The organism is Candidatus Flexifilum breve, from assembly GCF_016713355.1.
This window is the reverse complement of sequence record NZ_JADJPI010000004.1, coordinates 579,996-593,777: the sequence shown is the minus strand read 5'-3', so window position 1 is coordinate 593,777 and position 13,782 is coordinate 579,996. Positions and strand designations below refer to the sequence as shown.

The 13,782-nt window shown below is 60.8% G+C and carries 13 protein-coding genes; 6 read left to right on the top strand and 7 right to left on the bottom strand.

Annotation, left to right across the window (positions count from 1 at the left end; translation table 11 throughout):
- Positions 1 to 38: 38 nt before the first annotated feature.
- The 3 genes from ruvX to alaS are packed head-to-tail and all read right to left on the bottom strand — an operon-like array spanning position 39 to position 4,794.
- Positions 39 to 530, bottom strand: a complete 492-nt coding sequence (gene ruvX / locus IPK17_RS03365; RefSeq protein WP_343416255.1) for a Holliday junction resolvase RuvX — start codon at positions 528 to 530, stop codon at positions 39 to 41.
- Entirely contained in the window at positions 527 to 2,086 is a 1,560-nt protein-coding gene (locus tag IPK17_RS03360; RefSeq protein ID WP_343416254.1) for a baseplate J/gp47 family protein, read from the bottom strand. The genes ruvX and IPK17_RS03360 overlap by 4 nt, the downstream gene beginning before the upstream one ends.
- Positions 2,083 to 4,794 (bottom strand): alanine--tRNA ligase, encoded by a 2,712-nt coding sequence (gene alaS / locus IPK17_RS03355; RefSeq protein WP_343416253.1) that lies wholly within the window; start codon positions 4,792 to 4,794, stop codon positions 2,083 to 2,085. The genes IPK17_RS03360 and alaS overlap by 4 nt, the downstream gene beginning before the upstream one ends.
- Before the next feature lie 231 nt (positions 4,795 to 5,025).
- Here alaS and IPK17_RS03350 point away from each other — a divergent pair, with 231 nt between their 5' ends.
- Together IPK17_RS03350 and IPK17_RS03345 are read left to right on the top strand one after the other, a co-directional pair.
- A complete protein-coding gene (locus IPK17_RS03350) occupies positions 5,026 to 5,439 on the top strand; it encodes a pyridoxamine 5'-phosphate oxidase family protein (RefSeq protein WP_343416252.1) in 414 nt (137 codons plus the stop codon).
- 112 nt (positions 5,440 to 5,551) lie between these two features.
- Positions 5,552 to 5,950 carry a pyridoxamine 5'-phosphate oxidase family protein gene (locus tag IPK17_RS03345; protein WP_343416251.1) on the top strand — a complete coding sequence of 133 codons (399 nt, stop codon included), beginning with the start codon at positions 5,552 to 5,554 and terminating at the stop codon, positions 5,948 to 5,950.
- On the opposite strand, the gene IPK17_RS03340 is transcribed toward IPK17_RS03345, so the two are convergent.
- Positions 5,934 to 6,878 (bottom strand): helix-turn-helix transcriptional regulator, encoded by a 945-nt coding sequence (locus IPK17_RS03340; RefSeq protein ID WP_343416250.1) that lies wholly within the window; start codon positions 6,876 to 6,878, stop codon positions 5,934 to 5,936. The two genes, IPK17_RS03345 and IPK17_RS03340, sit on opposite strands and share 17 nt — an antisense overlap.
- A 130-nt stretch (positions 6,879 to 7,008) precedes the next feature.
- On the opposite strand from IPK17_RS03340, the gene IPK17_RS03335 reads away from it, so the two are divergent.
- Positions 7,009 to 7,458, top strand: a complete 450-nt coding sequence (locus IPK17_RS03335) for an AraC family transcriptional regulator (RefSeq protein ID WP_343416249.1) — start codon at positions 7,009 to 7,011, stop codon at positions 7,456 to 7,458.
- A gap of 110 nt (positions 7,459 to 7,568) precedes the next feature.
- Positions 7,569 to 8,822: a tyrosine--tRNA ligase gene (tyrS, locus tag IPK17_RS03330; protein WP_343416248.1), complete on the top strand. Its 1,254-nt coding sequence runs from the start codon at positions 7,569 to 7,571 to the stop codon at positions 8,820 to 8,822.
- Positions 8,823 to 8,938: 116 nt separating this feature from the next.
- Here tyrS and IPK17_RS03325 read toward each other — a convergent pair whose 3' ends face one another.
- The 3 genes from IPK17_RS03325 to IPK17_RS03315 form a co-directional block, all read right to left on the bottom strand.
- Positions 8,939 to 10,210 carry a fasciclin domain-containing protein gene (locus tag IPK17_RS03325; RefSeq protein WP_343416247.1) on the bottom strand — a complete coding sequence of 424 codons (1,272 nt, stop codon included), beginning with the start codon at positions 10,208 to 10,210 and terminating at the stop codon, positions 8,939 to 8,941.
- Positions 10,211 to 10,348: 138 nt separating this feature from the next.
- Positions 10,349 to 11,116 carry a sulfite exporter TauE/SafE family protein gene (locus tag IPK17_RS03320; protein WP_343416246.1) on the bottom strand — a complete coding sequence of 256 codons (768 nt, stop codon included), beginning with the start codon at positions 11,114 to 11,116 and terminating at the stop codon, positions 10,349 to 10,351.
- The gene (locus tag IPK17_RS03315; protein ID WP_343416245.1) at positions 11,098 to 11,583 is read right to left on the bottom strand and encodes a cyclic nucleotide-binding domain-containing protein; all 486 of its coding nucleotides are present in this window, start codon (positions 11,581 to 11,583) and stop codon (positions 11,098 to 11,100) included. The genes IPK17_RS03320 and IPK17_RS03315 overlap by 19 nt, the downstream gene beginning before the upstream one ends.
- Before the next feature lie 73 nt (positions 11,584 to 11,656).
- On the opposite strand from IPK17_RS03315, the gene IPK17_RS03310 reads away from it, so the two are divergent.
- Both IPK17_RS03310 and IPK17_RS03305 read left to right on the top strand, forming a co-directional pair.
- On the top strand, positions 11,657 to 12,883 hold the full coding sequence (locus tag IPK17_RS03310; RefSeq protein ID WP_343416244.1) for an RtcB family protein: 1,227 nt from the start codon (positions 11,657 to 11,659) through the stop codon (positions 12,881 to 12,883).
- Positions 12,884 to 13,699, top strand: coding sequence for a CoA-transferase (locus IPK17_RS03305; protein ID WP_343416243.1), 816 nt, complete (start codon positions 12,884 to 12,886; stop codon positions 13,697 to 13,699).
- The last annotated feature ends 83 nt before the right edge of the window (positions 13,700 to 13,782 follow it).

Sequence of the window (13,782 nt, the reverse complement as noted above, 5' to 3'; positions counted from 1 at the left end):
TGCGCAAGCCGTCCCTCTCCGTGGGGAGAGGGACCAGGTCACCTTGCCTTTTGCCCCCCCTCAGGTGGGGGGTGAGGTCGATCTGGCGGCGCGGCCAATCCATCCCTGACGGCATCGAGATAGCTTTGCAGCATGACGCGGGCGGCGAGATCGTCGACGTGGTCGCGCAGCTTGCGCCCCTGCCGCCGGGCAATTTCGCTGGCGTCGACGGTGGTCATGTGCTCGTCCCACAGGATGATCGGCAGGGTGGTTGTCACGGCAAACGCCTGCACCCAATTGCGGACTTTATCCGCTTGCGTGAATTTGTCCTCGGGCGCGTCGAGATCGGTCGGGAGGCCGATCACAAAGGCGATCACTTGATGCTGCGCCGCCAAGCGGTTGATCTTCTCGAAATCTTCCCGCTTAGATTTGCGCTCGATGATCGCCAGTTCTTTGGCGACCAACCCTGTCGTGTCACTGAGCGCCACGCCGATCCGCGCGAGACCATGATCCAGCCCGAGCAGTCGCCCCGCGATTGACCGTTCGGTCATACGCCGGGGCTCTGCGTCTTGATCTGGATGCGCACGGGCAGCAGCGGGAGGCGCGGCAGCCATTCGGGGTTAATGCTAATTTGCGGGACGGTGCCTTCAGCGAGGTCGAGCGAGGTCGTAAGTGTTTGCAGCGCCTCCTCGGGTGTGCGCCCGGCCAACTGGTTGCCCAACTCACCATAGTTGATCTGCTGGGCGGCGAGTGCACTGCATGCCAGGTTGAAGATCACGCGCCCATCCGCCTCAAAGCTCGTCACCGCGCCGCGCTCATACAGGATTGTCTCCGGTCGCAGCGAACGCCCCGCCGGGATCTGTCCCGCCAGCCGCGCAAAGGCGACCTGCTGCGCCGTTTGCTCGTCAACCGCCGTTGCCGCGACGATGACGCGCATCGTGAGCGAGAGCGAATCAGCCACGTCGCCGACTTCGTGATCAAAGGTCATCCAGTCCGTGCGTTCTTCGCTGATGCGGACGGTTTCGGGAATCAGGAACTGCGATTCATCAATGCGGGTGAGCATTTCGGTATAGGCTCGGTCTTGCAATTGCTGGCGCAAAATGGCGATCAGACGGTCGCGGTCGTCGGCGCTGACCGCGCGCACGGCGCGATCCTCGCCACCCGTGATCGGCGCGAGGTTGCGAACTTCCACGCGCGGCGCAAGGTCGTCGTTCTCGACCACCGTGTTGATCTGGTTGGCGTCGACGTTGCCGCTGCTGCCCGTCGCTTCCGCCTCGACCGGGACTTCGATCTGCAGGCCGATCCCCGCCGGGACGGTCGTCTCGGCAGTGGTGCGGAAGCGAATGGTCGTGCCGGCGCTGGTGGCGACGACTTGCCCCGCCGGGATGGTGATGTTCTGGTTGGTGCGGTTGATGAAGATCACGCTGCCCGTCGCCGTCGTATCGAGCAAGTCCTGCGCGCCGGTCGTCTCGATAGTGGCGCGCTCCTCGATCTGCGCGATCAGGCTAATCGCCGGGATGATGCCGTTTTCGACGTCGGGGAAGCCGCCCGCGCGTTCGGGGTCAGCGGTGATGGTCGCATCGATTTGCAGGCGTTCCTGCGCGGGTGTCACCGTGATCGTGGCGCTCGGCAGCACGACGATGCCTACGGCGACCAGCACGCCCAGCAGCAGGAGCAGCGCGACCAGCCGACCGATGGCGCGGCGAATCTTCACGCTGCGCGGCTCATCGTCGACCAGCACGCGGCTGGCGTACTGCTTAAGCTCTTCGGCTTCGGGTTCGTCTTTGGGGCGCTGAAAGCGCGTCGTGAAGACCTTCGAGCGTCCGCGCTTCCACTTGCCGCGCTCGCTCTGGCCGACCGTTTCAAACGTGCTGATGTTGAGTTCCGCCGCGTGCCGAATCACGACGGCATCGTGGGTGATGAGCGCGAGACGAATCGCTAAACGCATCGCTTCCCGCTGCACCAGCACGAGATCGAGCTTACGGGTGAGCGCGGTGCCGTTTTCTGGCCAGATCAACAGCACCCGCTGCCCGCGCAAAAAGGTGAGGCGGTCGCGGATACTCGCGACATCCTCACCCGTTTCGAGCTGGAGAAATTCGGCCTTCATCCGCCCGCCGCAGCGATTAACTGACGGGCCGTGTCGAGGGCTTCATTCAGCTTGCCCGCGTCTTTGCCGCCGGCCTGCGCCATTGTCGGACGCCCGCCGCCGCCACCACCGACCACCGCTGCAATCCCCTTGATGAGATTGCCCGCGTGATAGCCTTTCTTGGAGAGATCATCCGTCACAGCGACGACCAATTGCGGCTTGCCATCGATCACGCTGCCGATGACCATCACGCCGCTCTTGACCGCGTTGCGGAACCAGTCCGACACTTCGCGCAGCATATCCGGCGGAACGTCGTCTAGGCGGGCGATGAGCGCCTGCGCGCCGTTGATCTGTTCGAGATTGCTGCTCACCAGCACGTCGAAGCTCTTCTTGGCGAGTTCGCGCTGGAGCGCCGCCGCCTGCTTCTTGGCCGTCGTGAGTTCGCTTTGCAGCGCGGCGATCCGGTCGCCGACCTGGTCGGGCGACGTGCTCAACTGCGCGGCCAACTGACCGAGTGTATTCATGCTGCGCTGGATGTATTCGACCGCGCCGTGCCCGGTCAGCGCTTCGACGCGGCGAATGCCTGCGCTCACGCTGCCTTCGGCGGTGATGATGAAAGCGCCGATCTGCCCGGTCTCGCTCACGTGGCAACCGCCGCACAGTTCATAGCTGTAGCGGTCATCTTCTTTCTTGACGGTGACCGTGCGCACGCGTTCGCCGTACTTCTCGCCGAACAGCGCCATCGCGCCTTCTGCGCGGGCGTCGGCCAGGGATTTTTCGACGGTCAGCACCGGGTAATTCTTGAGAATGTAGTCGTTGACTTCCGTCTCGATCTCGCGGATCTGGTCGAGTGTGACTTTGCTGTCGTGCGCGAAGTCGAAGCGCAGACGGTCGGGCGCGACCAGCGAACCGCGCTGCTGGACGTGCGTGCCGAGATGCCGGCGCAGCGCTGCGTGGAGCAGGTGGGTCGCGGTGTGATTGCGGGTGATATCGCCGCGGCGTTCGAAATCGATTTGCGCGTGGGCGGCGTCGCCGACTTTCGGCGTGCCTTCGACGACTTCGCCGACGTGCACGATCATACCGCCGACCGGGCGGCGCATGTCTTCGACTTCGACACGCCAGCCCTTGCCGCTAATCACGCCCATGTCGCTCACCTGACCGCCCGCCTCAACGTAGAACGGCGTCTTGGGCAGCACGATTTCGACTTTGTCGCCGACGAGCGCATCCTGCACGGGGCGCCCGTCCACAAATAGCGCGACGACGGGCTCATCGACCGGGGAGGCGGTGTAGGGCGTGTAGATCACGCCGCTGAACGCCAGCGCGCCCGACGACTTGAGCGCGTTGAGCGTGTCGTTGTAGGCGTCCGCGCTGGCAATGGTGCCCATCGCCTGACCGCCGCCGCTCGCGAGCGAATGCGCTTCTTCCGCGGCTTTGAAGCCCGCTTCGTCGACCGTGAAACCACGCTCTTCGACGATGTCTTTGGTCACCTGAATCGGCAGGCCGAGCGTCGCCTTGAGGTAGAAGGCTTTGTCGCCGCTCAGCACGGTCTGACCAGCGCTTTGCAGGCGGTCGAGTTCTTCTTCGAGTTCGGTCAAGCCGCGGTCGAGCGTGCGGCGGAAGCGTTCTTCTTCCTGCGTGATGACCTTGATGATCGCGTCACGGCGTTCGACCAGTTCAGGGTACTGCGCACCCATGATACCGACCACCGCGTCGACCAGCCCGCCGAGGAACGGCTTGTCAAAGCCGAGCTTGGAGCCGAAGCGCGACGCGCGCCGGATGACCAGACGGCAGACCGAGTCGCGGCCTTTCGCGCCAGGGAGCACGCCATCAGCGATCAGGAAGACCGCCGCGCGTAGGTGATCCGCGATGACGCGGTAGGGCACGATGTTCGCGTCGCGCTGCTCGTCGCTGTCGCCCGTGAGCTTTTGCGTGGCTGCGAAAATTGGCAGGAAGAGGTCGGTTTCATAGTTGGAGAGCACGCCGTTGACAACGCTCAGCACGCGTTCCAGACCCATCCCCGTATCGACGCCGGGTTTGGGCAGCGGCACATCGAACGCGCCCGTGTGATCCGGGTCGTCCTGCGTGCGGTTGAACTGCATGAACACGAGGTTCCACAGTTCGAGGAAGCGATCATCTTCCTTGGTCAGCGACGGGATGATGTCGTCGATGCCGCGATCCGGGTACTTGTCCCAGTGGAGTTCGCTGGTGGGGCCGCACGGACCAGTTTCCGCCATCTGCCAGAAGTTCGTCTTCGGGCCGAGACGCGCCACGCGCTTGGGGTCAACGCCCATGTCCTTGACCCAGATGTCATAAGCTTCGTCGTCGTTCTGGTAGACGGTGAAGGCGAGGCGTTCTTTGGGCAGACCGTAGACTTCGGTCAGCAGCAGGTAAGCATACTTGATCGCGTCGCGCTTGAAGTAGTCGCCAAAGCTGAAGTTGCCGAGCATTTCAAAGAAGGTGTGATGGCGCAGCGACGGGCCGACGTTCTCTAAGTCACTGTGCTTGCCCGAAACGCGCATACACTTCTGCGAGGTGGTCGCGCGGGAATACGGGCGCGAATCCAGCCCGAGGAACACATCCTTGAACTGCACCATGCCCGCGTTGGTGAACAGCAGTGTCGGGTCATTGGATGGCACCAGCGACGAGGACGCCACTTCCTGATGTTTCATTTCTGCAAAAAAGTCTAAGAATGCCTTGCGCGCCTCGGCGCTGGTCATCGGTTTCATCATAAGTCCTTGTGAAGGGGCGTACATTTCACTGAAATTATAGTCTGCGACCGATGTTTTTTGTAGGGGATGCGTTCGTGAAGACCACCTTGTGAAATTGGGAGCAATTGCCCCCGATCAAGGTGACGTATGTCGGTTTTTTGCGGCGGCGGTCGGGAGTACAATGAGTTTTGTAAACACATAAGTAACCCGGCGTTCCGGCGCTGGACGGCAAGTACTCCTGAGGAGACTTCTGTGATTGACACTCCAAGCATTGTCCTGACCGAACCCGTTCGGCAGTTCCTGCTTAAGCCGTTGACCGCCACGCTGTCCGTCATTGACCATGACGGTTTCCCCCATTCGATCCCGCTGTGGTTCGATGTGGAGGGTGGCGACCTACTGCTGATCAGCCACCGCAACAACCAATCCGTCGAGTTTGCGCGCAGTCGGGGCACGGTCATCATCGGCGCGACGAACTGCGAAGCCGAAGGGTATGTGTTCACGGGCGAACTCATGATCGAGCGCAAGCCCGATTACCAGACGCTCAAGCGGATCGCCAATCGTTATGAAGGCGACCGTCAGGTCAAGCTCGATGTCGCCGAATGGCTGTCTAATCCCAATTTGACGCTTATCCGTTTCTCTGTAGAGACGGCAGCACCTGTCGCTTAACGTACATCTCTCCTCCTCCTTAAGTAAAAGCGCGGAATCCCACCAGGTTCCGCGCTTTTACTTTCTCCCGGGCGAAACGCTATAATTTGCAGTTGAAAAAAGGACATAACTCATGCTGACAAACGACGTACGCGAATTTCTGAAGAAACCTTTGATTGCCCGCCTCACCGTGATCGACCCGAATGGCTATCCGCACAGTGTGCCGCTCTGGTTTGATGTGGATGGCGACGATATCATCATCATCAGCGACCGCAAGACCAAGAAGATCGACTATATTGCGGCTAACCCGAAAGCGTCGCTCACGATGGGCGGCGACTCGGTCGAAGGCGTCGGCTATAGCTTCAAAGGGCGCTGCTCTAACGAGGAAGACCCCGATTACCGCTGGCTCAAGCAGATGACTTACCGCTATGAGGAAAACCCGCAGGCCGACAAGGACATCGAACTCTGGCGGACCACGCTCGACATGATGATCATCCGCTTCAAGATCGACAAGGTCATGAAGGTCGCATGATCGTCGGCGCGGCGTGACCGTATCGGCGTAAAATCTGGGCGGCGTAGTCCTGCACCGTGAGCCGCAGGGCTTCTGGTGCCAGCACCTCGACTGCGCCGCCCAATGGCAGAATTAACCTCAGCGCTGCTTCGAAGCTCTCCAGCGCCAAGCTGATGATAGTTGATTCACCCTCGTTCTGAATCAGGGTATAGGGCTGCGTCCAGGTACGCAGCAGCGCGGGTGACGCGCGCAGTGCTACCTCGAAAGCGGGTGGTGGCAGTTCGGCCTCGGCGCAGATCGCTTGCCAGTGCGCATCCAGATCGAAATCGCCGGGGCGGTTGAACCGACTGACACTCACCTGAACATCGTCCAGATCGCCGAGGCGGTAATGGTGGAGACTTGCACCGCTGCTTGCGATCACATACCAAACCCCTGCCTTGAAAATCAGCCCATAGGGATCGACCATGCGCTCAATCGGCACATGCCCCCACAGGCGGTAGCGGATGTGCACCTGTCGGTCTGTTTGCACGGCGTCGTAGAGCGCGCGCAGATGCGGCGTAGTCGCCTCGCGCTGCCCCCACCACGTCCAATCGAGCAGAATGCGCGGCGGTCGCCCCTGCGTCACAGAGGCGTACAGCTTGAGCAAAGCAGTCTTGAGCTTTTGCCCGACTTCCAGTTCGGCGAGCCCGTCCGGCACGCTGAGCATAAGCAGCGAACCGCGCTCGTCGCGCGTCAGCCCGTTGAGCTCACCGCCATAGTCTTCGAGCAGGTGATAGCCGCCAGTGACGCCATGATCGGCATAGATCGGCACCCCGAGTTCCCCCAGCGTATCCATGTCGCGGTAGATCGTGCGTTTCGACACGCCGAGTTCGTCGGCTAATTCCTGTGCGGTAGCTGTGCCCCGAGTTTGCAGCAGCAGAATCAGGTTAATCAGGCGATCAGCGCGCATGTTTACCCCTCCGTCGATCCTGCTCCTAGACTACCGTGAAAAGCTGACAGAGGATGTCATCTTTGCGCCGTACTATGTGTCATAGAGCGATCGAATGACGGAACGCTCGACAAGAAAGCGAGAACAGCTCATGGACGTACGAATCGTCGAACTGCAACCTTTGCGTGTGGCCAGTGTGCTCGGCTATGGGACGGAACCGGAAATGCTGGCGTGGAATCAGATGTTCGCGTGGGCGGGTGAGCATCACCTGTTTGATCAGCCGCACCGCCTGTTCGGGTTCAACAACCCCAGCCCGTCGGTGGGCAGCCCGCAGTACGGCTACGAAGTCTGGATCACGGTGGGCGCGGACGTGCAAGCGGATAATGTGGCGCAGATCAAGCAGTTCGGCGGCGGTAAATACGCGGTGACGCGCGTGACTGGCGTGGACAACATCGCGCCGACATGGCAGGAATTTGTCAAGTGGCGCGAGGCCAGCGGCTTCCAGAATGCGGCGCATCAGTGGCTGGAAGAACATATCCGCGTCGGCGCGGAGGTCGCTCCGGCGGAGATGGTGCTCGACCTGTACATGCCCATCAGGTAGACCGTCCACAGCAGACGGAACGCCGGGTCAACCCTGACCCGGCGTTTATTTTTGTTACGCCAGTGCTATATACTAGTGTCACGTTCATCCATTCTGTCTAGGAACTTACGATGACTTCGACACCCACTAAAACGCTTGACGAGCAGGTTGACATTCTGATGTCAGGCGCGGAATATGGCGACCCGCAAACCAAAGAAACCATGCGCCGCGAACTGCGCCAACGCTTAGTCGACGCGGAAAAAGAAGGCCGCCCCCTGCGCGTATACTGCGGCTACGACCCGCGCACGGCGGATTTGCACCTCGGCCATACCATCACCATGCGTAAGCTGCGCCAGTTTCAGGAATTCGGCCACGATGTGACCTTCCTGATCGGTACGTTCACCAGCTTGATCGGCGACCCGTCCGACAAGGACAAGGTGCGCGATCAACTGACGCGTGAACAGGTGGAGATCAACGCGCGTACGTATGCCGAACAAGCCTTCAAGATTCTCGACCCGAGTCTGACGCGCATTCGCCGCAACGACGAATGGCTGTCCACGCTGGATTTCGCCGATATCATCCGTTTGGCGAGCAACTTCACGGTGCAGCAGTTCCTGGTGCGCGAAAACTTCGCCAAGCGCCTCGATGCTGGCCAGCCGATCTACCTGCATGAGATGTTCTACGGGCTGATGCAAGGGTATGACGCGGTCGCGCAGGAAGCTGATGTGCAGATCGGCGGGCAGGATCAATTGTTCAACATCCTCGTCGCGGGGCGCAAACTGCAAGAGGGCATGGGGCAGAAGCCGCAGATCGCCATCATCATGGGCGAAAGCCTGCCGGGGACGGACGGCGAGATCAAGATGAGTAAGAGCCTCGGCAACCACATCCCGCTGCTGAGCACGCCCGAAGATATGTTCGGTAAGGTGATGAGCATTCCCGACAAGGCCATGCTGATCTATCACAAGCTCGTGCTCGGGTGGGCGCCAGATCGCCTGCGTGAATTGGAGCAAGGCCTAGCGAACGGCTCGATTCATCCGAACAACGCCAAGATGAGTCTCGCTGGCGAAATCGTCTCGATTTTCCACAGCCCGACGGCGGCGCAGGGCGCGCAAAAGTGGTGGGATGAAGCACATCGTGGGATGGGCAGCGGGGTTCCGGAAGACATTCCCGAGTCGGTGCTGACTGCGACCGAGAAGGTGATCGATATTCTGCGGCGGCTGGACATGGTCGCCAGCGGCGCGGAAGCTAAGCGCCTGATGGGGCAGAATGGCATTCGCCTCAACGATCAGCCTGTGACCGATATCGCGGCGGTCGTCTCACCGGACATGCTGCCTGCCGTGCTGCAAGTCGGCAAGCGCAAGTTCGTGCGCTTGGTGAAGGAATAACCTCGCCCGTGTCCCGTGGAACAATTGTAGGGGCGGGACTTGTCCCGCCCACTTTGTCCCTGTTCCAACCTCAGTGGAGAGGGAAGGGCTTGCCCTTCCCCAGGGTGAAATTCCTCTTAGCTTCGCATTTCGCCCTGCGGCAGCACGGCGTTGAGCATGTGAATCACTCCGTTGGTCGCTGGGATGTTGACGGCGATCACCTGCACCCCATTGACGTAGATGTTGTTGCCCTCGACCGTCACTTCCAGCGGCGTCCCCGCCAGCGTCGTGATCGGCTCGCCATTGAGCAGATCACGCGACGTCAGCTTGCCCTCGACCACATGGCTCTGCAGCACCTGATCGATTTGTTCGGGCGTCATGCCGCTCATATCAACCTCGTCGAGCGCGAAGTTAGCCGGGGCGAAGATGGTGTATTCCGTCCCCTCCGCGTTCAACGTGTCGAGCAGCTCACTGGACGCCAGCACGCTTTCCAACCCGGTGAGGTTATCGTCTGCGCTGAGCGCATCCAGCAGCGTGCCGGGTTCGGGCAGCAGTCCCAGTTCGATGGCGACTTCCGAACGGTCGGTCACGTCGACGAACAGCTCGGGCGCGTCAGGCGTGCCGATCAACGCCATGAAGGTGTAGGCGTTTTCTTCCAGTTCCTGCTGCGATGCTTCGGCCAGCGTGGTTGCCGGGTCGTCGTTAGCGCTCACGCGGAAGTCATACGTGCCGGAATCGGCCATCAGCGTCGAGAAGAAGATGCCGCCCTCGGAGTTGGGGAAGTCGAGCGCGGCGAAGTACACCACATCATCACGATTCAGGTCAACAGCGCGGCTGCCCGCCAACGCATTGAGGAAGGTCAAGCCGCCCGTCCCCGGCAGCGGATCGTCGTAGGCTTCCTGCACGATGATCGCATTCAGAGTGCCATCAGTACCGCTGTCAATGACAGCAATCGTTTGCCACGTGCCGACGCTCAAGCTGAGGTCGGTCGGACCGAGCACCGTCGTGCTGCCATCACCCGTGGTCATGACTTCCAGACTGAGCGTTCCCGCGTCATAGCTCATCCAATCCGACATGGACGGATATTCGAGGGTCGCGGTTTCTTCCGGCACCTCGCCGTTCAGGCTGATCTGGACGGCGGGCGCTGTCGGCGCGAAGTGCGCGAAGCGGACATGCACGCGCTCGTCGGTGAGCGCTTCCGCCGTCGCTTCGGTGCTCATTTCCATTTCCATGGTCGCCTGCGGCGTGGTCTGATCGGCACCGGGGGCCGTGGTCGCGCCCGCCTGTGGCGTGGGGGTGTTAAGGTCAACGGTGACTTCGGCGGTCGGTTCGGTGGTGATTTCCTGAGCCGTCACCGCGAACGCGGTCAGCAGGGTCAGCAGCAGTAACACGAATCCAAATTTCCGCATCTTTGCCTCCTTACAATACGAATTGCGCAATACAATTCGTCATTATAGTGAGGAGTTGAAGCGGTACATCGGCAAAAGTATAAACACTAATGCATGTCTTATGGAGTTACCGTGGGCAACAGCCGCGCTCGTGGCCTGTCAGCCGAACAATAGAATCAGCGCGGTGAGCACCAGCATGACGAGCATGAAGCGCTCGAACACCCGCTGATTGATGCGCTTGATCACGTAGCGGCCGATCCAGACGCCGATGGGCAGCACGGGCAGCACCCAGATCATGCTGAGCAGGCGGCTGAAGTCGAAGATTCCGGCGATCATCAAGCCGGGGAGCTTGAGCGCGTTAACGATGGCGAAAAACAGGGTAATCGTGCCGACGAACGGCAGCGGTTCCAGTTTCTGCAGCAGCATGTAGGCCGTGAACGGCGGCCCGCCGACGTTGGCCAACGCCGAACCGAGGCCAGAGACAGCGCCTGCAAAGTAGGCGTGCCACGTGCGCGGCTGATATTCGGCGGTCATCAGGCGGTCACCGAAGAGGCGGTAGAGTACGAAGAACAGCGTGAACAGCGCCACAATATGTTTGAGCGTTTGATTGGGCAGGCCGGTGAGCAAGGCTGTGCCGACCACGATGCCGATGGTCGCAAATGGAATCGTGCGCCAGATGTAGTGCATGTTCCACGTGCCGCGGTACGCCCACAGCGCGAACCAATCGGCGACAATGAGTAGGGGGAGGGCTACGCCTTGGGCAGCACTGACGGGCATCACCTGACTAAGCAGTGGGACGGCCAGCACAGCCAGCGCCGCGCCGAGGCCGCCTTTCGACAACCCGATGAGCAGGCACACGATGACGAGGATGATGGGATAGAGCATAGGTTGTTGGTCGGTTTCTTTGGTTACTGGCGCTGCCGCCACAGAAGATACTCACGCACTTTGAGATCGGTGTTGCGGATCTTCATCGCGAGATCGGCGGCGAGGTTGCGCATGAGGCGAAAACCCATTTGCGGGTAGGTGCTGCACAGATACATCAGTTGTTCACGCGGGATGATGATCAGGTGCGTGTCCGGCTGACCTACGCGCGCGCGCGCCGAGCGCAGTCCTTCGTCCACCAGCGCGATCTCCCCGAACGACTGCCCGCGCCGCAGCACGCTGATCGTTTGCGGTTCGCTCACACCGACCTTGTCGATGAGTGCCGGGTTGATCTGAATCTCGACTTCGCCGCTGGCAATGACATACATTTCGCTGCCGTTGGTCTGTTCTTCGAAGATGATGTCGCCTTGGTTGTACGTGACCTCGGTACAAATCGATGCGACGAGCTCCAACTGCGTGGGGGTCAGTTCGTAGAAGATATCCGCTTGTCGCAGGGTGGTCACGAGAGACATACGCATCTCCTAAATTGACTGGAATAGGTGTACACTAACCCGCACCTGAAAAATTGTAACACGGAAACCCACTATGGAGCACCAAGACGATCTGCGCGCGCAGCCGCTCCCGTATCAGGTTTGGGGCGCAGAGAATATCGATGCCAGCGCCATCGCCCAGATGGACGCGGCGATGCGCTTGCCGATCAGCGTGGCCGGGGCGCTTATGCCGGACGCGCATGTCGGCTATGGCCTGCCGATCGGTGGTGTGCTGGCGACCGAAAACGCGGTGATCCCGTACGCGGTTGGCGTGGATATCGCCTGCCGGATGCGCCTGAGCCTCTACCCGATCTCACCGATCACGGTGGGGCAGAAGCCGGGGCAGTTCAAGAAGGCGCTCATGGAGCAGACGCGCTTCGGCGTCGGCGCGAAATTCACCGGGAACGACCGCAACGAGCATGACGTTCTTGATGATCCCGCGTGGGAGGCGACCAAGTATCTCAAGTCGCTGAAAGATGGCGCGTACGATCAGCTTGGCACGAGCGGCAGCGGCAATCACTTTGTCGAATGGGGCGCGTTCACGGTGCCGCAAGATGACGCTGAGACCGGGTTGAAGGCGGGCAGCTACCTTGCGCTGCTCTCGCACAGCGGGTCACGTGCCGTGGGCTTCAAAATTGCCAACCATTACTCAAAGCTGGCGATGGAACTGCACCCCAAGCTCGACTCCGCCGTGCGACATCTGGCGTGGCTGCCGCTCGACTGGCAGCCGGGGCAGGAATACTGGCTCTCGATGGAGCTGGCGGGGCGCTACGCGGCGGCGAATCACGAGGTGATTCACCAACGGGTGGCGAAGGCCATTGGCCTCAAGCCGATCTTCTCGGTCGAAAACCACCATAACTTCGCATGGATTGAAACGATCCCCGCCCCGGCGGGGTTTCAGGGGAACGAGCGCAAGGTGTTCGTGCATCGCAAGGGGGCGACCCCGGCGGGCGCGGGCGTGCTCGGCATCATCCCCGGTTCGATGGGCGATCCGGGCTATCTGGTGCGCGGCAAGGGGAACACCAACGCGTTGAACTCGGCGTCACATGGCGCGGGGCGGGCGATGGGGCGCAAACAGGCGATCCAGGCGATCACCAAGACGGAACGCGACCGTTACCTGAAAGACCGCGGTGTTACCCTGTTGGGCGGCGGCATGGACGAAGCGCCGCAAGCCTACAAGCCGATTGAACAGGTGATCGCCGCGCAGAGCGAATTGATTGACATTCTTGGCAAGTTCGCGCCGCTCATGGTGCGCATGTCCGACGAACCCGGAGACGATTAAGTGGTCGATTGTACGATTGATGAACTGCTGTGCGTATGCATCTCGCGGCAGGTGGTGGATGGCGAGGTGCTGGCGCAGGGGATCAACACACCGCTGGTGATGGCGGGTTTCATCCTTTCACAGATGACACACGCGCCCCATGTGGTGTTCGCCTCCGCGATTGGGCAGAGCATCGCGCACGAGTGGGCTCCGCTCGGCGTGGGGCGGATTGAGGATATCTGGCTCGGCAAAGGCTTGATCAACGTGGGCTTTGTCGCCGCGGCGGTCGACTTGCTGCCAAAGTACAACCCGAAAGAGTTCTTCCGTCCCGCGCAGATCGACGCGCTCGGTAATACCAATAATATCGCCTTCGGGCAGGACTACGAACACCCGCGCATGCGCTTGCCGGGGACGGGCGGCATCCCTGATGTGACGCCGTACTCCGATCACACCTATCTGTACGTGCCGCGGCATTCCAAAGTGACTTTTGTCGAAAAGGTCGACTTTGTGAGCGGCCTGGGCTACAGCCCGCAGCGTAAACGCGGCAGCGGCCCGAAGTATCTGCTCAGCGACCTGGGGCAGTTCGACTGGGCACACGGGCGGATGCGCTTAATTGCGACGCATCCCGGCGTGACAATCGAGCAGGTCAAGAAGAAGACAGGCTTTGAGCTGGAAGTCGCTGATGATGTTCACGAGACGCCGCTCCCAACCGAGGAAGAAGTGCGCCTGCTGCGCGAGGTGATCGATCCGCTTGGGGTGCGCAAGCTGGAAATGCTCGGCGGCAGCGCCCGTAAAGACCTGCTGCGCGAAATTTTAGAGAAGGAAAACGCGCTCTAGCTGAAAAGATAAATAAATGAACCACAGAGAACACAGAGAGCACAGAGAATTTGATCATTCCTCCTCTGTGTTCTCTGTGGTTA